The sequence below is a fragment of the Arthrobacter sp. 8AJ genome (assembly GCF_902506025.1).
Lineage (GTDB): Bacteria > Actinomycetota > Actinomycetes > Actinomycetales > Micrococcaceae > Arthrobacter.
In genome coordinates, this window is the sequence record NZ_LR733289.1 from 812,568 (window position 1) to 831,856 (window position 19,289).

Annotated in this window: 19 protein-coding genes; 11 read left to right on the forward strand and 8 right to left on the reverse strand. The window is 66.9% G+C overall.

The genetic code is table 11. The features are described 5' to 3' along the window. Positions 1-31: 31 nt before the first annotated feature. Together BACI349Y_RS03785 and BACI349Y_RS03790 are read left to right on the forward strand one after the other, a co-directional pair. Positions 32-1,876: a S8 family serine peptidase gene (locus BACI349Y_RS03785; RefSeq protein WP_236560713.1), complete on the forward strand. Its 1,845-nt coding sequence runs from the start codon at positions 32-34 to the stop codon at positions 1,874-1,876. A 187-nt stretch (positions 1,877-2,063) separates the two neighbouring features. Next, positions 2,064-2,861, forward strand: coding sequence for a phosphatase PAP2 family protein (locus BACI349Y_RS03790; RefSeq protein ID WP_159630609.1), 798 nt, complete (start codon positions 2,064-2,066; stop codon positions 2,859-2,861). Between the two features lie 101 nt (positions 2,862-2,962). Here the strand turns inward: BACI349Y_RS03790 and BACI349Y_RS03795 are convergent, their stop codons facing one another. Beyond that, positions 2,963-3,280, reverse strand: a complete 318-nt coding sequence (locus BACI349Y_RS03795; protein WP_159630611.1) for a MerR family transcriptional regulator — start codon at positions 3,278-3,280, stop codon at positions 2,963-2,965. A 142-nt stretch (positions 3,281-3,422) separates the two neighbouring features. Between BACI349Y_RS03795 and BACI349Y_RS03800 the strand changes: the two genes are divergently transcribed. The 4 genes from BACI349Y_RS03800 to BACI349Y_RS03815 all read left to right on the forward strand — a co-directional run bounded on the left by BACI349Y_RS03800 (position 3,423) and on the right by BACI349Y_RS03815 (position 6,505). Continuing rightward, entirely contained in the window at positions 3,423-3,848 is a 426-nt protein-coding gene (locus BACI349Y_RS03800; protein ID WP_159635154.1) for an Hsp20/alpha crystallin family protein, read from the forward strand. Between the two features lie 60 nt (positions 3,849-3,908). After that, on the forward strand, positions 3,909-4,286 hold the full coding sequence (locus BACI349Y_RS03805; protein ID WP_159630613.1) for a J domain-containing protein: 378 nt from the start codon (positions 3,909-3,911) through the stop codon (positions 4,284-4,286). A 108-nt stretch (positions 4,287-4,394) separates the two neighbouring features. After that, positions 4,395-4,772 (forward strand): hypothetical protein, encoded by a 378-nt coding sequence (locus BACI349Y_RS03810; RefSeq protein ID WP_159630615.1) that lies wholly within the window; start codon positions 4,395-4,397, stop codon positions 4,770-4,772. A 98-nt stretch (positions 4,773-4,870) separates the two neighbouring features. Next, positions 4,871-6,505 carry a glycoside hydrolase family 1 protein gene (locus BACI349Y_RS03815; protein WP_159630617.1) on the forward strand — a complete coding sequence of 545 codons (1,635 nt, stop codon included), beginning with the start codon at positions 4,871-4,873 and terminating at the stop codon, positions 6,503-6,505. A gap of 27 nt (positions 6,506-6,532) precedes the next feature. Here BACI349Y_RS03815 and BACI349Y_RS03820 read toward each other — a convergent pair whose 3' ends face one another. Together BACI349Y_RS03820 and BACI349Y_RS03825 are read right to left on the reverse strand one after the other, a co-directional pair. Continuing rightward, complete coding sequence (locus BACI349Y_RS03820; protein ID WP_236560714.1) at positions 6,533-7,645, reverse strand: App1 family protein; 1,113 nt, start codon at positions 7,643-7,645, stop codon at positions 6,533-6,535. 32 nt (positions 7,646-7,677) lie between these two features. Next, entirely contained in the window at positions 7,678-8,409 is a 732-nt protein-coding gene (locus BACI349Y_RS03825) for a DUF72 domain-containing protein (protein WP_159630619.1), read from the reverse strand. A 63-nt stretch (positions 8,410-8,472) separates the two neighbouring features. Between BACI349Y_RS03825 and BACI349Y_RS03830 the strand changes: the two genes are divergently transcribed. The 3 genes from BACI349Y_RS03830 (at position 8,473) to BACI349Y_RS03840 (ending at position 11,398) form a co-directional block, all read left to right on the forward strand. Further along, positions 8,473-10,281, forward strand: a complete 1,809-nt coding sequence (locus BACI349Y_RS03830) for a glycoside hydrolase family 15 protein (RefSeq protein ID WP_159630621.1) — start codon at positions 8,473-8,475, stop codon at positions 10,279-10,281. 113 nt (positions 10,282-10,394) lie between these two features. Further along, positions 10,395-10,685 (forward strand): ribosomal protein L7/L12, encoded by a 291-nt coding sequence (locus BACI349Y_RS03835; protein ID WP_141159327.1) that lies wholly within the window; start codon positions 10,395-10,397, stop codon positions 10,683-10,685. Then, positions 10,685-11,398, forward strand: coding sequence for an HAD family hydrolase (locus BACI349Y_RS03840; protein ID WP_159630623.1), 714 nt, complete (start codon positions 10,685-10,687; stop codon positions 11,396-11,398). The genes BACI349Y_RS03835 and BACI349Y_RS03840 overlap by 1 nt, the downstream gene beginning before the upstream one ends. 14 nt (positions 11,399-11,412) lie before the next feature. Here BACI349Y_RS03840 and BACI349Y_RS03845 read toward each other — a convergent pair whose 3' ends face one another. Then, positions 11,413-11,661, reverse strand: a complete 249-nt coding sequence (locus BACI349Y_RS03845; protein ID WP_159630625.1) for a hypothetical protein — start codon at positions 11,659-11,661, stop codon at positions 11,413-11,415. A 190-nt stretch (positions 11,662-11,851) separates the two neighbouring features. Here BACI349Y_RS03845 and BACI349Y_RS03850 point away from each other — a divergent pair, with 190 nt between their 5' ends. After that, the gene (locus BACI349Y_RS03850; protein ID WP_159630627.1) at positions 11,852-13,033 is read left to right on the forward strand and encodes a zinc-dependent alcohol dehydrogenase; all 1,182 of its coding nucleotides are present in this window, start codon (positions 11,852-11,854) and stop codon (positions 13,031-13,033) included. An 80-nt stretch (positions 13,034-13,113) separates the two neighbouring features. On the opposite strand, the gene BACI349Y_RS03855 is transcribed toward BACI349Y_RS03850, so the two are convergent. From BACI349Y_RS03855 to BACI349Y_RS03870, 4 genes are read right to left on the reverse strand one after another with little or no spacing between them, the layout of a single operon-like run. Further along, entirely contained in the window at positions 13,114-13,926 is an 813-nt protein-coding gene (locus BACI349Y_RS03855) for a bifunctional allantoicase/(S)-ureidoglycine aminohydrolase (RefSeq protein ID WP_159630628.1), read from the reverse strand. Positions 13,927-13,942: 16 nt separating this feature from the next. Beyond that, the gene (locus tag BACI349Y_RS03860; protein WP_159630630.1) at positions 13,943-15,217 is read right to left on the reverse strand and encodes a DUF6986 family protein; all 1,275 of its coding nucleotides are present in this window, start codon (positions 15,215-15,217) and stop codon (positions 13,943-13,945) included. A 1-nt stretch (position 15,218) separates the two neighbouring features. Further along, positions 15,219-16,817 carry a malate synthase A gene (gene aceB, locus BACI349Y_RS03865; RefSeq protein WP_159630632.1) on the reverse strand — a complete coding sequence of 533 codons (1,599 nt, stop codon included), beginning with the start codon at positions 16,815-16,817 and terminating at the stop codon, positions 15,219-15,221. A gap of 34 nt (positions 16,818-16,851) precedes the next feature. Next, positions 16,852-18,297 (reverse strand): NAD-dependent malic enzyme, encoded by a 1,446-nt coding sequence (locus BACI349Y_RS03870; RefSeq protein WP_159630634.1) that lies wholly within the window; start codon positions 18,295-18,297, stop codon positions 16,852-16,854. Positions 18,298-18,518: 221 nt separating this feature from the next. On the opposite strand from BACI349Y_RS03870, the gene BACI349Y_RS03875 reads away from it, so the two are divergent. Beyond that, a complete protein-coding gene (locus tag BACI349Y_RS03875; RefSeq protein WP_159630636.1) occupies positions 18,519-19,274 on the forward strand; it encodes an IclR family transcriptional regulator in 756 nt (251 codons plus the stop codon). Positions 19,275-19,289: the final 15 nt, after the last annotated feature.

The window sequence follows — 19,289 nt, forward strand, 5'->3', positions numbered from 1 at the left end:
TACCGCCAACCGCCACCGCAAGGACCCCCACATGCGTACCCGTTTCTTCGTGCTGCCTGCGCTCACGGCGATGCTCTCCGCCGTCGTCCTTTCCACGGCAGCCCTGCCCGCCGCCGCCGTTCCCGTCGCGGCTGCTGTCACTGTCCAACCCACCGCCGCCGCAACCGGACGCTACATCGTCCAGTACGCCCCCACTGCGGACGTCGCCTCAGAGACGGCCGGACTGCGCGGCCAGGGCCTCGCCGTCGGCCGCACGTTTGAGCACGCAATCCATGGCGCCGTTGTCACCGCAACCCCCGCCCAGGCGGCAGCCCTTGCCAGGTCGGGGAAGGTGCTGTCGGTGGAACCGGACGCCCCCCTCACGGTTTCCGGGAACGAGCAGCCGGCCCCCTGGGGCCTGGACCGTGCCGACCAACGGGCGTTGCCGCTCTCCGGCAGCTACTCGTGGACCGGGTCCGGCGCCGGTGTGACGGCCTACGTGGTGGACACCGGCATCCTGGCCTCGCACAGCGACTTTGGCGGCCGGGTGGCGGCGGGCTGGACCGCCGTGGCGGATGGCAACGGCACCACTGACTGCAACGGCCACGGCACCCACGTAGCCGGAACGGTGGCAGGGTCCACGTACGGCGTCGCCAAGAGCGCCACCCTGGTGCCGGTCAGGGTGCTGGACTGCAGCGGGTCGGGCTACAACTCGGACGTGGTGGCCGGCCTGGACTGGATCACCGCAAACCATGCAGCCGGAACACCGGCCGTGGCCAACCTCAGCCTGGGTGGAGCGGCCAGCAGCACGGTGGACAGCGCCGTCCAGGCCGTCCTGGCTGACGGCGTCACCACCGTGGTGGCCGCGGGCAACTCCGCTGTGGACGCCTGCACGGGCTCACCTGCCCGCGTGCCCGGCGCCGTCACCGTGGCGGCCAGCGATGCAACCGACAAGCAGGCATCGTTCTCCAACTTTGGGTCCTGTGTTGACCTGTATGCTCCCGGCGTCGGCATCACCTCCGACTACTACACCTCCACCACGGCCACGGCGTCCATGTCCGGAACGTCCATGGCGGCTCCGCACACCGCCGGCGCCGCAGCCCTGCTGCTCTCGCAGAACCCCGCCCTGGCACCGGCGGACGTGGCCGCGGCACTGGCAGCCAATGCCACCTCCGGGATGGTCACCGGCGCCACCGCGGGTACCCCGAACCGCCTGCTGTTTACCGGTGCGGACGCCACGGCTCCTGCCCCTGCTCCTGCCCCGACCGTCACCTCGGTTTCGCCGGCCGCCAAGGCCACCGCCGTGGCCGCGGGCACGAACGTGGCGGCCACCTTCAGCGCCGCCGTCCAGGGCGTGTCCGCTACGACCTTCGTGCTCAAAAACGCCGCAGGGGCCAGCATTGCTGCCACCGTCACGTACAACGCCACCACCAGGACCGCCACCCTTGACCCGGCCGCAAGCCTCGCCGCGGACACCACCTACACGGCCACCCTGGCCGGCGGAACCTCTGCCATCCGCGACACGGCAGGCACGCCACTGGCCACCACCAGCTGGAGTTTCACCACCGGCCCCGCGCCCACCCTCACCAGCTACACCCCGGGCAGCAACGCGCTCCTGGTCCGCAGGAACAGCAACGTCAGCGCCACCTTCAGCGAAGCCGTCCAGGGCGCTGGCACCACCACCTTCACTTTGAAGAACGCTTCCACCGGTGCCTTGGTGGCAGCCGCCGTCTACCGGAACGGCACCACCAACCAGTGGATCCTCGATCCCCAGGAACCCCTGGCCGCCAAGGCCCGGTATACGGTGACCCTGATTGGAGGGGCCGCCGGGATCCGCGATCTCGCCGGCAATCCGCTGGCCGGCCGGAGCTGGCAGTTCACCACCGGGTCGTACTAGTCGCCCGGACCGGCCCTGCCGCCGGCCATGGCGACTGCCCTGGCGCCTTACCTGGCCGGGGCCGGCGCCATGGCCGGTGACCCGGTGATGGAGTGAATGGCCAATCATGGGGATAATCTTCAGCCTAGGCATTCAACAACACGTATACATGGCGTGCATTCAACAGGGCGCAGGGACGGGCAGCACATTGGCACAAAAATCAGCAGGTTCCGCAGTCACGCAGAGAAACTCGGGCAGGTGGCACACCTTCCATGAGAAGTTCGTGGTGGAGGAGCGCTACATCGATCCTGCCGACCGGCGCCGCCTTTACCGTGCATCGGTCATCCTGGCGGTGGTGGGGCTGGCACTCTTTATCGCCACGCTGATCAGCGTGGTGCAGGGCGTCGGCCTTACCGTTGCAGACCAGCCGGTGCACGACTGGCTGCTGACAACCCGTTCAGGGGCACTTACCGCGTTCATGATCTTCCTGGCCGTGTTCTTCGGCCCCATCGCCCTGCCCATCATCGTGCTGGTGGTGATCCTCGTCTGGGGCTTCGCGGCCAAACACGCCTGGCGCCCCATCCTGCTGGCGTCCGCGATGCTGACCGGGGTGATCATCTCCCAGATCATCCTGCACATCGTCCAGCGCTCGCGGCCTCCCGTTGACCAGATGCTGTTCGGTGCGGACCAGACCTTCTCGTACCCGTCCGGGCACGTCCTGGGAGCCTGCGACTTCCTGCTGGTGGGCGCCTACCTGATCTTCTCCCGGCGCCGGAACCCGCGCTCAGCGGTGTTCGGTTTCATCGGGGCCGGAATCGGAATCATCCTCGCCATCGCCAGCCGGCTCTACCTGGGCTACCACTGGCCCACCGACACCCTTGCATCGTTTTCCCTCTCGCTGCTCATCCTGGGCGGAGTCATCGCGCTGGACACCTGGCGGACAGCGCGAATCCCCGGGGAGCCGGTCACGGGAGAGCTGTCGAAGGAAGAATCCGCCCGGGAGTAACGCCCTCCCCGGCAGGCTAATTCACTGCAGTTGCGTCACCGCGGCTGCTTGATTCCGGTTGCGTCGCTCGGCTGATTCGCTGCAGCCAGGTCCCGGCTGCATCACTGCGGCCGGGACCTGGCGCGCTTCAGGGCCCTGTGCAATTTCACATTCGCCGCCTCCAGCTCCAGGACCTTGGCAACGCCTGCCAGGTTCAGCCCCTCCTCGAGGAGCTCGCCGATCCGCTGCAGTACGGCAATGTCGTCATCGCTGTATTGGCGGGTGCCGCCTGCCGTCCTCGATGGCGTCAGCAGCCCCTTGGTTTCGTACAGCCTGATGTTCTGCTGCCCGGTTCCCGTGAGCTCCGCGGCCACCGAGATGGCGTACAGGGCCCGTGAGCCGGCGGAGCGCGCAGGCCGTCCCGCATCAGGTTCTGCCATGTGTACTCCCAAAAATCGCTGCGGCCCGTGTCTTGCTTCAGTTTCCCACGAGTGCTATAAAAAATCTATATCCACCACCATAGATTAGGTGATGGTGGAGCAGACGCAGATCAACACTTGGAAGCTGAAGGAGTGGGAAATGATGTTGATGCGTACGGACCCGTTCCGTGAGCTGGACCGGCTCACGCAGCAGGTCTTTGGGACTGCCGCCCGTCCGGCCGCCATGCCCATGGACGCCTGGCAGGAGGACGGCGAGTTCGTGGTGGCGTTCGACCTTCCCGGAGTGAAGGTGGATTCGCTGGACCTGAACGTCGAGCGAAACGTCCTGACTGTGCGGGCCGAGCGCCAGGACCCCACGCAGCCCAATGTGGAACTGGTGGCCTCTGAGCGTCCCCGCGGCGTGTTCAGCCGCCAGCTGATCCTGGGTGACACCCTGGACACCGACAAGATCAAGGCCAGCTACGACCAGGGCGTCCTGACCCTGCGGATACCGGTTGCAGAACAGGCCAAGCCGCGCAGGATCGAAATCCAGACCCAGCAGGGCGGGATGCAGCAGATCAACACGTAGGGCTTTCCTTCGCGTGCCCCTGCCGGCCCGGCAGGGGCACCGGCGGAGCAGGAGGCTGGCATGAATGACGTCCCCGATTACTACACCATCCTCGGCGTGGGCCGGGATGCCACCCGGCAGGAAATATCCCATGCGTACCGGGCCCTCATGCGCAGCCACCATCCGGACATGGACGGCGCGCAGGCGGACGGGAACAATCAGCCAGGGGGGAGCCAGCCGGCGGTGGCGCGCAACCCCGGGCAGCGTGACGAACTCCTGAGGATCATGCAGGCGTTCAACGTGCTGCGTGACCCCGGGCGCCGGGCCGAGTACGACCGGAGGCTGACGGCGGCGGTGCCCACCATCGTTCCGGTCCGCAAAGTCCGCAGCACCGGCGGCCCGTCCGGGCCTCCCATCCGTGTCACCCCCGTGCGGTGGGAGAGCGGGCCCTGGGCCTGAAAACGGCCCCGGCCCTAAAGCTGGTCCTGAATCCGGCCCTGAAGCGGGCCCTGAACCCCGGAAAACCAACCAACGCAGTGCCATTCATCCAAGGAGGCGGAAAGCTGCATGAGCGACTGGCGGCGCTACGATTCACACCTCATTCCCGCATTCCATGAGCGCTTTGAGCAGCGCTGGGGTCCGGGAACCGCGCCCTTCCTGGACCCCGAGGCGCACGAACAGCCGCTGCCGCGCGCGCAGTGGATCAACCCTGCCACCGGTGCGGCCTTGGCGGTGGTCCCGGTCTGGACGGCCGAAGAGAGGCAGCAGCGTTCCTTCGGCGTGTTCTACCTGCCCCCGGCGGGGGACATCTGGGTCCTGCGGCCCGGGTACACCGGCTACCTGGAACCGTCCGACGGCGATTCCGAGCACCTGGTGACCCTGCGCAACGACGCCTTCCGCAAGGCAGTGGCGCACGCCAAGGAGTTCCTTTTCGGTTCACAGTAGCCGCCGGTGCCCGCCGCGGAGTTGCTGCTCGTCAGCCGTCCTGCGCTGTGACATTCTGGGACGTACCCAAACCACCGTGACCAAAAGGCTGGACCCCAATGCACATCACCGCCAAGGACCTCGCAGCGCTCATCCCCCCGGGGTTCACGCTTGGCGTCGCAACCGCAGCATTCCAGATTGAAGGGGCGCTGGATGAGGATGGCCGCGGGCCCTCGGGGTGGGACAGGTTCGCGGCCAGGCCCGGCGCCATCGTGGAGGACCACAGCCCCGTCGTGGCCACGGACCATTACCACCGGATGCCGCAGGACGTGGCCCTCCTGAAGCAGCTGGGCGTCGATTCCTACCGGTTCTCCTTCTCCTGGCCGCGCATCCAGCCCGGCGGGACCGGGCCGGCCAACCGCGCAGGGCTGGCGTTCTATGACCGGCTCCTGGACGATCTCCTGGCCAACGGCATCTCGCCCATGGCCACCATCTACCACTGGGACACGCCCCTGGAACTGGATGAAGCAGGCGGCTGGATGAACCGGGACACCGCCTACCGGCTGGGGGAGTACGCCGCGATCGTGGCTGAGTCGTTCGGGGACCGGGTGGCACGCTGGGTCACCATCAACGAACCGGCCACCGTGAGCGCGAATGGCTATGCATTCGGCCTGCACTCACCCGGCAAGGAGCTGGCCCTGGGCGCCTTCCCCACCGTCCACCACCAGCTGCTGGGCCACGGGCTCGCCGTCCAGGCCCTGCGCGCTGCCAAGGTGCCGGGCGAAATCGGGATGACCAACGTCTACTCGCCCATGGTGCCGAACTCGATCAACCCGCTGGACAAGATCAGCGCCGGGGTTATGGACCTGGGCCAGAACCGGCTCTACGCGGACCCGGTCCTGACGGGCAAATACCCCGACCTGATCCGCGCCGCAAAGTTCTTCAGCTCCTTTGAACACCCCGACGAGGACATGGAGATCATTTCCCAGCCCCTGGACTTCTACGGGCTCAACTACTACATGCCCACCAAGGTGGCGGCGGGGCCAGGCAGCGGTACAGTGCCGTCAAGCATGGCGGAAGCTATGGGCAGCGACCTCAACGCCACGGGCAGCGGTGCCACGCCATTCCACGTGGAAGCCTGGCCGGAAGCGGACATCACCGCCTACGGGTGGCCGGTCAAGCCGGAGTACATGGCCGTGGCCCTGAAGGAGATGGCGGATCGGTATCCCAACCTGCCGCCGGTGATCATCACCGAAGGCGGCGCCAGCTTCGAGGACATCATCGTCCGGGACAAGTCCACCAACACCCGGTTCATCCCGGACGAGCGGCGGCTGAAGTACATCTCCGACCACCTTGAAACCGCACTGCGGGCCACGGCCCCCGGCGGCGTGGCAGAGTCCGTTGACCTGCGTGGCTACTACGTGTGGTCCTTCCTGGACAACTTCGAGTGGTCCGCCGGCTACAAGCAGCCCTTTGGCCTGCTGCACGTCGACTTTGAAACACTGGACCGCACGCCCAAGGCATCCTACTTCTGGTACCAGGAGCTCATCGAGGAACGTGACCTGGCTGCCGCTGCTGACGCCACCATCGCCCAGGCCGTGGTTCCGGATCTGCTCGGCAGTGGGGATGTGCTGGACCGTGAGGATTTACTGGACAGCGGGGATTTGCTGGACAGTGGGGATTTGCTCGACAACGGGGAGCTGTTGGGCAATGAAGCGCCCGACGACGGCGCACCCCTGGGTGCCGGGGCGTAGGACGCAACGGGGCCGGCCCCGGAATGGTCAGCCCCGGAGCAGGTCCAGCATGGCGAGCTGCTTGGCGATGCCGGCGCCGTCCGGGGAGTAGATCCACGGCACCCGGGAGGTGGTGTGGTCGCCGTCCTCGGAGTGGCCGCCGGCGAAGACCGATTCGCTGACGGACAGCTGCCGGATGGCGATGGCCGCAACCTTTTCCGGGTTCCCGGCGGCGAAGGCGGAGTAGATGGCCTCATCATGCTGGCCGTTGTCGCCGATCAGGAGCCACCGCATGTCCGGGAATTCCTCGGCAAGCCGCTCCAGGTTGCGGTGCTTGTGGTCCTGGCCGCTGCGGAACCAGCGGTCCTGGGTGAGGCCCCAGTCCGTCAACAGCAGCGCGCCCTTGGGGTACATGTTGCGGGTCAGGAAGCGCCCCAGCGTGGGGGCGGCGTTCCAGGGGCCGGTGGACAGGTAGATGACCGGAGCCTCGGGGTGCTCAATGGTCAGCCGGTCCAGCAGCACGGCCATTCCCGGCGTGGCCATGCGCGCCCGTTCGCTGAGCACGAAGGTGTTCCACAGCGCCAGGAACGGCCGGGGCAGGGCGGTCACCATGACGGTGTCGTCAATGTCGGAGACGATGCCGAATTGCACCCCGGGCGCGATGACCTGGATCAGTGCTTCCGCCGGCTCGGTTCCCTCGGCGCGCAGGACTGCCGTATGCCAGCCGGGGGACAGCTGGACATCCACCTCGGTGTCGATGAGTCCGCCCCGGTCCGCCGTGACGTGGGTGACCACGTCGCCGACGGTGATTTCGACGTCGGTAAACTGCAGCGGCACCCCGGTGAAGGCGCGCCAGCCCCGGATGTTCTGGTTCCCGTTTTTCGCTTCGTGCTCGGCTTTGCTCCCCGGCAACGGCTTCTGGGTCAGCAGCACCCGCCCCAGCACCCGTACCCGGGTGGTGGAACCGTAGCCCTGGTAGGCGATGGTTTGGGGCACGAAGTCCCACCGTTTGGCGAGGGTGATCCGGACATCGTTGACCGCATCAGAGAGCCTGTGCGCCAGCCGGAAGAACTGGCTTCCCGACAGTGCGTACTGGCCTTTTTTGTTCTGCCGCGGTGTGTGTGCCGTGTCCGGGGCTGGGTTCTGCGGAGCCGTGTCCATGCCCTAACTCTGCCACAGGGCGGCAGCAGGCATCAGCTGACGCCCAGGAAAGCCCGCAGGGTCTCGGCGTTCCGCACAGCGTTCCCGCCGCCGTCGTTGTTGAAGTAGGCGTACACGTCGATGCCCGCGCCGTCCCACTCGCGGATCCGGTCTGCCCACCAGTGCATGTCGGCGTCCGAGTAGGAGCCGCCGTACAGGTGCTCGTGATCCGGCCCGTGAAGCCGGACGTAGGCGAACGGCGCGGTGGTGCGCAGGATGCAGGGGAGGTTGGCGCCGCTCATGATGCAGTAGGCCGCCTGGTGCCGCTCCAGCAGGGCGAACACTTCGGGGCAATCCCAGCTGGGGTGCCTGAACTCCACGGCCACCCTGATCCAGGAGGGGAGCGCGGCCAGGAAATAATCCAGCCGGGCGTCGTCGCGCTCCAGCTGCGGCGGCAGCTGGACCAAGAGCACGGCCCGTTTGTCCCCCAGCTCATGCCAGCACCTGGTGATGCGCTCAATCCACACCTCCGGTGAATAGAGCTTGCGTGCGTGGGTCAGCCCGCGGGGTGCCTTGACGGACATGCTGAATCCGGGCGGGAGGCGCCTGTTCCAGCCTGCGAAGGTGGTGTCCCTGGGCCACCGGTAGAAGCTGGCGTTCAGTTCAACCGTGCTGAACCTGGCGACGTAGCACTGGAGCCTGTCCCGGACGGGCAGCCCGGGCGGGTACAGGACGTTCTCCCAGTGGTCGTAGCTCCAGCCGGAGGTGCCGATGCGGATAGCCATTTGCCTCAGGCTACACCTGCACATTCCCCTTCCCTTCGGAGCCCTGTGTGGCAGGGTAATGTCATGGCGCGAATCGAAGACTATGCGGTAGTTGGCGACCTTCAAACAGGGGCGCTGGTCAGTAAGGAAGGCTCCATTGACTGGCTCTGCCTCCCGCGGTTCGATTCCCCGGCGTGCTTCAACGCGCTGCTGGACACCCCTGACTCGGGGCGCTGGCTGCTGGCGCCGGAGGGCGGCGGACAGTGCACCCGGCGGAGCTACCGCGACGGAAGCCTGGTGCTGGATACGGAGTGGGAGACGCCGGACGGAACGGTGCGGGTCACGGACTTCATGCCGCCCAGGGATTCCGTTGCTGACATTGTCCGCATCGTGGAGGGCATCAGCGGCACAGTCAAGATGCACGGGGAGCTGGTCCTGAGGTTCGACTACGGCCACATCGTGCCATGGGTCCGCAAGGACAAGCGCGGGCTGCACGCCATTGCCGGCCCGGACGCCGTCTACCTGGTCACCCCTGCGCCCCTGCACGGCGAGAACATGCACACCATCAGCGACTTCACCGTGAGCGCCGGCGACAAGGTGCCGTTCGTGCTCACCTGGGCACCAAGCCATGTGGGCCGGCCGGTCAGTGTTGATGCCGAGGACGTCCTTGACAGCACCTACGCATTCTGGCGGGGCTGGTCCTCGCAGTGCACCGTCAAGGGAAAATACCAGGACGCGGTGGTCCGATCCCTGGTGACGCTCAAGGCGCTCACCTATGCCCCCACCGGGGGCATCGTCGCCGCCGTCACCACATCCCTTCCGGAGCAGCCGGGCGGCCAGCGGAACTGGGACTACCGCTACTGCTGGCTGCGGGATGCCGCCATGACCCTGCAGGCCCTGCTGGCCGCCGGATACACCGCCGAGGCGGCCGCCTGGCGGGACTGGCTGCTCCGGGCCGTGGCCGGCGACCCCGCCGACCTGCAGATCATGTACGGAATCCATGGCGAGCGGCGGCTGCCCGAGATGGAGCTGCCCTGGCTGAAGGGCTACGAAAACTCGTCACCTGTGCGGATCGGAAACGCGGCTGCGGAACAGTTCCAGCTGGATGTGTGGGGCGAGGTCCTTGACTGCCTCGCGCTGACCCGGAACTCGCTGCTGAAGCACACGGATGAGGCCTGGGACGTGCAGATCGCCCTGATGGAGCACCTGGAAACCATCTGGGACCAGCCGGACAACGGGCTCTGGGAGATGCGGGGGCCGCGCCGGCACTTCACCCACTCCAAGGTCATGGCGTGGGTGGCCGCGGACCGGATGGTGAAGGGCGTGCGGGAGTCCGGGCTGCCGGGCCCGGTGGAGCGCTGGGAGGCGCTGCGGGAGCAGATCCGCGGGGACATCATGGCCAACGGGTTCGATGCCAGGCGCAATACGTTTGTGCAGTCCTACGGCCGGCCGGAGCTCGATGCCAGCCTGCTGCTGATTCCCAGGGTGGGTTTCCTGCCGAACGACGACCCCAAGATCATAGGAACCATCGACGCCATTCAGCGGGAGCTGACCCAGGACGGTTTCGTGCTGCGGTACAAGCCGGAAGAGAGCGACGACGGCCTGCCGGGTGACGAGGGCGTCTTCCTGGCGTGCTCATTCTGGATGGTGGAGGCGCTCCTGGGGGCGGGGCGCCACGAGGAATCGCGCGAGCTCTTCGAACGCCTGCTGGAACTGCGCAACGACGTGGGGCTCCTGAGCGAGGAGTGGGCGGTGAAAGCCGGGCGCCAACTGGGTAACACACCGCAGGCATTCAGCCACTTCGCCCTTGTGACTAGCGCCCTGGAGCTTCATCAGGATACGGTTCGGCGCAGTGACACCCCCCTTCCGTCTGCACAGGCGGATACGCGCTGAGGCGGCGCGGACGGGGCTGGAACTTCTCCTTCGCAGGATAGATAAGTATACTTACTAACACCTCATGGAGTGCTCCCAAGCACAGTGCCGTGATTGACGGAGGAGTGATAGTTATGGCCGGATTTTTTGAACTCGTGGATGCCCCTGACGGCGGTTACCGGATCAGGATGATGGACGGAAGCGGGAACCTGATGGCCATCTCGGTTACCTTCCCCACCAAGCGGGCCGCTGTGGCGGGCGTTGCGATGGCCCGGGAAATTGCCGGCACGGGCCTGATCCGGGACAAGAGCCTGGACGGCGCCGGATCCGTCATCCGGGAACGCGTCCGGCCGGTCAGTTCTCCCAAGGAGGAAGCGGCCAAGCTGAAAAAGGCCCCCGGCGCCCGACGGGCAGCGGTGGGCTGATGGCCGAATCCACCACACCCCCTGGCGGCCCCCGCCGGGGGGTCCTGTTTGACGTCGACGGTACGCTGATCGACTCGTCGTACATCCATACCATCGCCTGGTGGAATGCCTTCCGCCAGTATGGCCACGACGTCCCCATGGCAGCCATCCACCAGCTCGTGGGCATGGGCGGCGCCCGGCTGGTGGACACCCTCCTTCCGGATGGCCGGAACCGGGATGAGGATGAGGACATCATGGCCAGCCATGGCGCGCTGTATGCCTCGCACTGGCCCTCGCTCCGCACCCTTGATGGCGCCAAGGACCTGCTGGGCCAGTGCCATGCCGGAGGCCTGGCCGTGGCCCTGGCGTCCTCGGCGCGGGAAAGGGACCTGCAGGTCATGCGCTCCGTGCTGGACGCCGACTCCTTCATTGATGCCGCCACCAGCGCCAACGACGCGGATGAGAGCAAGCCTGCACCGGACATCCTGGAAGCCGCCCTGGAGGCCGTGGGTGTCGAGGCTGCCAATGCCGTTTACGTGGGCGACGCTGTATGGGACATGAAGGCGGCGGGCGCGCTGGGCATTCCTGCCATCGGACTTACCTGCGGTGGAATCCAGGCGGCACAACTCCGCGAAGCGGGTGCCGTTGAGGTCTTCGACGGGCCGCGCCAGTTGCTGCAGAACCTGGGCTCAAGCGCCATCGGCCGGCTGCTTGCGCTGCAGCCGCACCGCTAGGAAGGCTGACCGGCCTACAGTGGCTGCCCGCCCGGCACGGAATCCTCGTCGCCGGCGATGGCGGGCTTTGTCCACGACACCACCACCTTCACCGAGCCGTCGTCGTTCCGCTCGATGTCGGTGGCCACCTCTGTGGCCGGCGCCCCCATTTCCCCGACGCGCGTGCGGTAGGTGCTGACCAGTTCCGCCAGGCTTTCTTCCGTCCATTCACCCGGACGCATGCGGGTGGAGATCTCGACCGGTTCCGGCTGGTACAACGACATGGCGTTCCTCTTTCGCGTGGTCTTCCCTTGGTCCCTTCCTACGCTATGAGCAGCCGACGGCGGCCACAAGCTTTTAATCAGCATGCTTACTTTTTTCGCCCAAAACAGATAGCGTCGAAGAAAGGGTGCCCGCGGGTGCCCTGCCCCGCCCCGGGAGAACCCCAGGGGCATAGCAGACGAAAGGGAGACTGTGAAAGCACTGACGTGGCAAGGAAAGCGGTCGGTAAGCGTTGAAGAAGTGCCCGATCCCGTCATCCAGGAACCCACGGACGCGATCGTCCGGATCACCTCCACCGCGATCTGCGGCTCCGACCTGCACCTCTACGAGGTCCTGGGCCCCTACATGCACAAGGGCGACGTCATTGGCCACGAGCCGATGGGCATCGTGGAGGAAGTAGGCAGTGGCGTTTCGAATCTCCACAAGGGCGACCGCGTGGTGGTTCCGTTCAATATTTCCTGCGGCTCCTGTTACATGTGCAAGCAGGGCCTGCAGTCCCAGTGTGAGACCACCCAGGTCAAGGAAAAGGGATCCGGTGCCGCCCTCTTCGGCTACTCCGAGCTGTACGGGTCAGTCCCCGGCGGCCAGGCCGAGTACCTGCGCGTGCCGCACGCCGATTACGGGCCCGTGAAGGTGGGCAGCGAGCTTCCGGACGAACGCTACCTGTTCCTTTCCGACATCCTCCCCACCGCCTGGCAGGCCGTGGAATACGCGGACGTCCCGGCGGGCGGCACGCTCGCAGTGTTCGGCCTGGGGCCGGTTGGCCAGTTCGCCAGCCGCATCGGGGTGCACCGCGGTTTCCGGGTTATTGGCATCGACCCCGTCGCTGAACGGCGGGAAATGGCGGCACGGCACGGCGTGGAAACGCTCGATTACAGCAAGACCATTGGAGACGAACTCCGGGACATGACCGCCGGGCGCGGCCCGGACGCGGTGGTTGACGCCGTCGGCATGGAAGCCCATGGATCCCCGGTGGCAGGATTCGCCCACCAGGCGCTGGGCCTCCTGCCCGACAAGCTGGCCCAGAAGGCGATGGAGACCGGCGGCGTGGACCGACTCGCGGCCCTGCACGCCTCCATCGACGCGGTACGCCGCGGCGGCACGCTGTCCCTGAGCGGCGTGTACGGCGGACAGGCCAGCCCCATGCCGATGCTCACTATGTTCGACAAGCAGCTCCAGGTGCGCATGGGCCAGTGCAATGTGCGTCGCTGGACCGATGACATCCTTCCGCTCGTGGAGGACGACGGCGATCCGCTCGGTGTCATGGACCTGGTCACCCACCGTTCGGGCCTGGACGGGGCGCCTGCCCTGTACGAGAAGTTCCAGAAGAAGGAAGACGGCTGCATCAAGGTGGTCCTGAACCCCGGCGCCTGACCAACAGCACCAACAGCAGAGGCCGTTATGGACACACCATAACGGCCTCTGCTGTCTGGGCCCGGATGGGTCAGGAGCGCTTAGGTGAGCTTCACCTGGCGGTTCATGTCCTTGTAGAGCAGGTAGCGGAATTCACCGGGGCCACCTGCATAGCAGGCCTGCGGGCAGAAGGCGCGCAGCCACATGAAGTCGCCCGCCTCCACCTCCACCCAGTCGTTGTTCAGCAGGTACATGGCCTTGCCTTCCAGGACGTACAGGCCGTGTTCCATCACATGCGTTTCGGGGAACGGGATGACCCCGCCTGGCTGGAACGTCACGATGTTCACCTGCATGTCATGGGCGAGGTCGTTCGAGTCCGTGAACCGCGTGGTCTTCCAGACGTCATTGGTGTCCGGCATGGACGTGGGCTCCACGTCCTTTTCGTTGGTGACGAAGGACTTGGCCTCGTACCCTTCCAGCCGCTCGTAGGCCTTGCGGATCCAGTGGAAGGACACGACCTCGTCCGAGACGTTTTCCAGGCCCCATTCCGAACCTGCAGCCAGGTAGGCGTAGCCGCCCTCCTCCAGCGGGTGCAGTTCGCCGTCCAGGGTGAGGTTGACCTTGCCCCGCGTCACGAAAATGACGCCCTCCACTCCGGCCTCGAATTCGGCCTTCGGGGCCCCGCCGCCCGGGCCGATCTCGACGATCAGCTGGGAGAAGGTGGTGGCGAAACCCGAGATGGGACGGGCGATGATCCACGACCGGGTGTTCGAAAAACCCGGCAGGTTGGACGTGACGATGTCCGTCATGACGCCCTTGGGGATCACCGTGTAGGCCTCGGTGACGATGGCCCGTTCGGTGGTGAGGTGGGTCTGCGGCGGGAGTCCGCCGCTGGGGGAGTAGTACTTGCCCATGAAAGGAATCCTTTGCTTAGGAGTTGGAAGTAGTGGCAAGCCGCGGATGGGCCAGCGCCGTGAGCTGCGGAAGTCCGACGCCGGCAAGCGCCTGGACTTCCTCCGCACCCACTGCGCCGCACTGGACGCCGCGCAGGACGAACGCGGCCAGGGCGCGGGCGGTGGCGGGCTCGTCCATCACGCCGCCTTCGGTCCGCTCCACGTAGTTGCGCAGGCGGGCGGCGGCGGCCGGCAGGCCCTCGCGGTAGAAGGCATAGGTGGCTGCGAAGCGGCTGGGCAGCTGGGCCGGGTGCAGGTCCCAGCCCTGGTAGTAGCCCCGTTCCAGCGACCTTCGGACCAGGCGCCCGTGCAGCTGCCAGGCGTTCTCCACGTTGTCGCCCACCGGGATGATGTTGGTGGACCCGTCGGAGAGCCGGATGCCGGTGCCTGCCACGGCGAGCTGCATGACTTCCTTGGCGAAGTCGGCAACCGGGTGCTCCATGGACTGGTATTCGGCGGAGATCTGCAGCGACGCCGAGTAGTCGTAGGTGCCGTAGTGCAGGCCGCTGATCCTGCCGGGGACGGCGTGCGGGAGCTGCGCCACCGGTGACGTGCCGTCCGGGCCCAGGATCAGCTGCGGCGTTTCCACCTGCACCTCGAACCGGAGTTGGCCGGCGGCCAGCCCGTGGATCTCCTCGAGCCGGGAGACCGCATAGTCCATGGCCTGGACCTGGGCCACCGTGGTGACCTTGGGCAGGGTGAGGACCAGGCCGTCCGGCAGTTCGCCGGCTGCGGCCAGGCCGGACACGAACAGGTCGAGCGTCCGCAGGCCACGGGACCGGGTGGGAGCCTCAAAGCACTTGAAGCGGATGCCGATGAACGGGGGAGCGGACCCCGCCGCCACGGCCTGGGCCACCACGGACGCTGCCGCAACCGCTGCGGCGTCCTCGGCGTCGTCGCCCCGGTCCCCGAACCCGTCCTCGAAGTCCAGGCGCAGGTCTTCGATCGGCTCGCTGGAAAGCTTCGCTTCGACCCGCGGGGCTACAGCCTGTGCCAGCGCGGCGTCCTGGCCCAGCAGTTCGCAGAGTTTTCCGAACCCGCCGTGTGCTTCGGCCGTCGCGGTTGCCTGGGCGCCCCAGTCGGCCGCGAACGACGCCGTGAAACGGTCCGCGGGGACGTACACCGTGTGCACGGGCTGGCGGGAGCCGTCGTCGCCCGGGTAGTTCTGTTCCAGCAGCCGGTCCGTGGCAGCAAGCTGCCCGTCGATGTGCGCGAGGTCCCCCGCGGAGAGCGAGGACTTGGGTGCTGCCATTTCAGCCCACCAGCTCGTAGGCGGGCGTGGTGAGGAAGTCGGTGTAATCATCCGACAGGCAGATGTCTGCGATCAGTTCGCTGGCCGGCTGGTAGTAGCGGCGGAACGCCTCGTCCCCGAATTCGGTGCGCAGCCGCTCGGTTTCCTCCGCCAGGATCTTTTCCACCAGCTCCCTGGTGACCGTGTTGCCGGTGTCCGCGAGGATGGACTTGTTGCGGATTTGCTGCCACACCTGCGAGCGGGAAATCTCGGCCGTGGCGGCGTCCTCCATGAGGTTGTGGATGGCCACGGCGCCGTTCCCGGACAGCCACACGGCCGTGTAGGCAACGGCCACGTAGAGGTTCAGGCGCAGGCCGGCCTCGGTGACCTGGCCGCCGGCGGACTGGACGTCCAGCAGCTGCTCCGCGGTGACCGACACCTCGGGCCGCTGCTTGTCCACCTGGTTGGGCTTGTCGCCGAGCACGGAGTCGAAGACTTCGCGGCAGGTGGGCACCAGGTCCGGGTGGGCAACCCAGGAGCCGTCGAAGCCGTCGTTGGCCTCGCGGGTCTTGTCCGCGCGGACCTTCTCGAAGGCGGCCTCGGTGACTTCGGGGTGGCGCCGGTTGGGGATGACCGCGGCCATGCCGCCCATGGCGAAGGCGCCGCGCCGGTGGCAGGTCTTGACCAGGAGTTCGGTGTAGGCGCGCATGAACGGGGCGGTCATCGCCACGGACGCGCGGTCCGGCAGGACGAATTCCTCGCCGGCGTCCCGGAAGTACTTGATGATGCTGAACAGGTAGTCCCAGCGCCCGGCATTGAGGCCGGAGGCGTGGTCCCGCAGTTCATAGAGGATCTCGTCCATCTCGAACGCCGCCGGGATGGTCTCGATCAGTACCGTGGCGCGGATGGTGCCCTGGTTCAGGCCCAGGAAGTCCTGGGCGAAAACGAACACGTCGTTCCACAGCCGCGCTTCGAGGTGGCTTTCCATCTTCGGCAGGTAGTAGTACGGGCCCTGCCCGTTGAGGACCAGTTGTTTGGCGATGTGGAAGAAGTGCAGGCCGAAGTCCACCAATGCGCCCACGGCGGGTTCGCCGTTGACCAGGAGGTGCTTCTCCTGCATGTGCCAGCCGCGCGGGCGGGCCACCACGACGGCGAGCGGCGCGTCGGTGCGGAGCCGGTATTCCTTGCCTTCCTCCGAGGTGTAGCTGAGCGTGCCCTGGGCGGCGTCGCGGAGGTTCAGGATGGCGTCAATGACGTTGGCCCAGGTGGGGGTGCTGGCGTCCTCGAGGTCCGCCAGCCACACCTTGGCGCCGGAGTTCAGGGCATTGATGGCCATCTTCGCCGGCGAGGCGGGTCCGGTCATCTCCACCCGGCGGTCCTGCAAAGCTGCCGGTGCGGGCGCAACCTTCCAGTCGCCGTCGCGCACGTCCTTGGTCTCCGGCAGGAAGTCCAGCTTGCCCGTTTCCGCCACGCGCTGCCGCTTGACGGCGCGGGCCGCCAGGAGCTCGTTGCGGGTGCCGGCGAACCGGTTGTGGAGCTCCTCAACGAAGGCCAGCGCCTTGGGCGTGAGGATCTCCTCTGCGCGGTTGATCGGACGGGGATCGGTGACGGTGATGGCCATTTCTGGTCCTTTCCTTTGGCTGGAAGTCGGGCGGTCAGGCGGAGGCCAGTGCAGGCTCCGCGGCGGAATCGGCCGGTTCGGCATCCGTTGCCACGTTTGAGGCGTGTGCCGCGGCGGCCACTGCTGCCGCGACGTCGGCGGTCACGTGCGGATCGAAGATGCTGGGGATGATGTAGCTCGCATTGAGCTCATTATCATTCACCCGGTTGGCGATTGCCTCGGCAGCGGCCACCAGCATGTCCGGGGTGATGTCGCTCGCCCCCACGTCGAGGAGCCCGCGGAACAGGCCGGGGAAGGCCAGGACGTTGTTGATCTGGTTGGGGAAGTCGCTCCGGCCCGTGGCCACCACGGCGGCGTGCCGGGAGGCGATGGCCGGGTCCACCTCCGGAGTGGGGTTGGCCATGGCAAACACAATGGCGTCTTTCGCCATGGACGCGATGTGCTCCTCCTCCAGGATGTTCGGGGCGGAGACGCCGATGAAGACATCAGCGCCCACCAGGGCCTCGTGCAGGCTGCCGGAGAAGCCTTCCTGGTTGGTGTTTTCCGCGATCCAGGTGCGGTGCGGATCGTTGTACGCCTCACTCTTGTGGATGGCACCGGAGCGGCCCGCGGCCACAATGTGCCGGGCACCCTGGGCCTTCAGCAGCTGGATGATGGCAGAGCCGGCGGCGCCCACCCCGGAGACCACGATCTTGACGTCCGCGATCTTCTTGTCCACCACGCGCAGGGCGTTGACCAGGGCAGCGAGGGTCACGATTGCCGTGCCGTGCTGGTCGTCGTGGAACACCGGGATGTCCAGTTCCTCGCGCAGGCGGGCCTCGATCTCGAAGCAGCGGGGTGCGGCGATGTCCTCCAGGTTTACGCCGCCGAAGACCGGTGCCAGGAGCTTGACGGTGCGGATGATTTCCTCCGTGTCCTGGGTGTCCAGGCAGACGGGCCAGGCGTCGACGTTGGCGAACTGCTTGAACAGGGCGGCTTTGCCCTCCATGACCGGAAGGGCCGCGGCGGGGCCGATGTTGCCCAGGCCCAGCACCGCCGATCCGTCGGTGACCACGGCCACCGTGTTGCGCTTGACGGTCAGGTTCCGCGCGGCGGCGGGGTCCTCGGCGATGGCCAGGCAGACGCGGGCGACGCCGGGGGTGTAGGCCCGGGAGAGGTCGTCACGGTTGCGCAGGGGGACCTTGGGGACCACCTCGAGCTTGCCGCCCAGGTGCATCAGGAAGGTGCGGTCCGAGACGTGCTGGACCGTGACGCCGTCGAGCGCGGTGAGGGCGTCCTTGACGCGGGCGGCGTGCGCGTCATCGGTGGTATTGCAGGTGACGTCAACCACCAGGGTCTCGTGGTGGGACTCGGTGACGTCAAGGGCGGTGATCGCGGCGCCGGCAGCTCCCACGGCTGCGGCGAGCTCGCTGGTGGCGCTGAAGCTTGACGGTGCTTCCACGCGCAGGGTGATCGAATTTCCGGGGCTGGGGTTCGCCATTGAATGTCCTCCTGATTGGGCCGGGTCCGGCTTCTGCTCTGATCCGAATGTTTTCGTATTATGGATATTATTATCTACTTTATGGAAACACAACCCCTCCGAATGCGACTGTACGCCCGCATCGCCGTGAGGACAGCCGTGCTGTATCTTGGGTGTTCTAAGCAACTCTTTTCACGATGCGGATAAGAGTTGTCGGATTCCGAGCCACAGGAGACAACGGAATGGCAGAAAAAGCGTCCGGTGGGGTGCAGTCGGTGGAGCGCGTCTTCGAACTGCTGGAGCTCATCACTGATGCCGGCGGCGACGTCACCCTCAGCGAGCTCTCGTCCTCCACCGACCTGCCGCTGCCCACAATCCACCGCCTGCTCCGCACCCTGGTGTCGCTGGGCTACATCCGCCAGCTGCCCAACCGGCGCTACGCGCTGGGCCCCCGGCTCATCCGTTTGGGTGAGGGGGCCAACAAGCAGCTCGGTGCGCTGGCGCAGCCCCAGCTGAAGATCCTGGTGGACCGGTTGGGGGAGACCTCCAATATGGCCGTGCTGGATTCCGACATGGTGATCTACGTGGCGCAGGTGCCTTCGCTGCACTCCATGCGCATGTTCACCGAAGTGGGCCGGCGTGCCCACACCCACGCCACCGGCGTCGGGAAGGCCATCCTGGCCCAGCTCGACGACGACACCGTCCGCGGCATCGTTGCCCGCGCCGGAATGCCCACCCCCACCCCCAAGAGCATCGGCGACGTGGAGGAACTCCTGGCCGACCTCAAGCTCATCCGCGAGCGGGGCTACTCGATCGACGAGGAGGAGCAGGAGCTCGGCGTCCGCTGCTTCGCCATGGCAGTGCCCAACGCCCCCACACCCACCGCGATCTCGGTCTCCGGCCCGGTGTCCCGGGTGGATGAAGACTTCGCTGACAAGGCCGTGCCGATCCTTCGGGAAGCGGCCGAGGCCATCTCCCGCGAGCTCAACCGCACCTGACACGTCACAACAGCG

Bases quoted from the DNA above. Each gene is read 5' to 3' on its own strand.
- BACI349Y_RS03785 (WP_236560713.1), top strand. From the start codon at position 32: ATGCGTACCCGTTTCTTCGTGCTGCCTGCGCTCACGGCGATGCTCTCC.
- BACI349Y_RS03795 (WP_159630611.1), bottom strand. From the start codon at position 3,280: ATGGCAGAACCTGATGCGGGACGGCCTGCGCGCTCCGCCGGCTCACGG.
- BACI349Y_RS03800 (WP_159635154.1), top strand. From the start codon at position 3,423: ATGTTGATGCGTACGGACCCGTTCCGTGAGCTGGACCGGCTCACGCAG.
- BACI349Y_RS03805 (WP_159630613.1), top strand. From the start codon at position 3,909: ATGAATGACGTCCCCGATTACTACACCATCCTCGGCGTGGGCCGGGAT.
- BACI349Y_RS03810 (WP_159630615.1), top strand. From the start codon at position 4,395: ATGAGCGACTGGCGGCGCTACGATTCACACCTCATTCCCGCATTCCAT.
- BACI349Y_RS03815 (WP_159630617.1), top strand. From the start codon at position 4,871: ATGCACATCACCGCCAAGGACCTCGCAGCGCTCATCCCCCCGGGGTTC.
- BACI349Y_RS03820 (WP_236560714.1), bottom strand. From the start codon at position 7,645: ATGGACACGGCTCCGCAGAACCCAGCCCCGGACACGGCACACACACCG.
- BACI349Y_RS03825 (WP_159630619.1), bottom strand. From the start codon at position 8,409: ATGGCTATCCGCATCGGCACCTCCGGCTGGAGCTACGACCACTGGGAG.
- BACI349Y_RS03830 (WP_159630621.1), top strand. From the start codon at position 8,473: ATGGCGCGAATCGAAGACTATGCGGTAGTTGGCGACCTTCAAACAGGG.
- BACI349Y_RS03835 (WP_141159327.1), top strand. From the start codon at position 10,395: ATGGCCGGATTTTTTGAACTCGTGGATGCCCCTGACGGCGGTTACCGG.
- BACI349Y_RS03840 (WP_159630623.1), top strand. From the start codon at position 10,685: ATGGCCGAATCCACCACACCCCCTGGCGGCCCCCGCCGGGGGGTCCTG.
- BACI349Y_RS03845 (WP_159630625.1), bottom strand. From the start codon at position 11,661: ATGTCGTTGTACCAGCCGGAACCGGTCGAGATCTCCACCCGCATGCGT.
- BACI349Y_RS03855 (WP_159630628.1), bottom strand. From the start codon at position 13,926: ATGGGCAAGTACTACTCCCCCAGCGGCGGACTCCCGCCGCAGACCCAC.
- BACI349Y_RS03860 (WP_159630630.1), bottom strand. From the start codon at position 15,217: ATGGCAGCACCCAAGTCCTCGCTCTCCGCGGGGGACCTCGCGCACATC.
- aceB (WP_159630632.1), bottom strand. From the start codon at position 16,817: ATGGCCATCACCGTCACCGATCCCCGTCCGATCAACCGCGCAGAGGAG.
- BACI349Y_RS03870 (WP_159630634.1), bottom strand. From the start codon at position 18,297: ATGGCGAACCCCAGCCCCGGAAATTCGATCACCCTGCGCGTGGAAGCA.
- BACI349Y_RS03875 (WP_159630636.1), top strand. From the start codon at position 18,519: ATGGCAGAAAAAGCGTCCGGTGGGGTGCAGTCGGTGGAGCGCGTCTTC.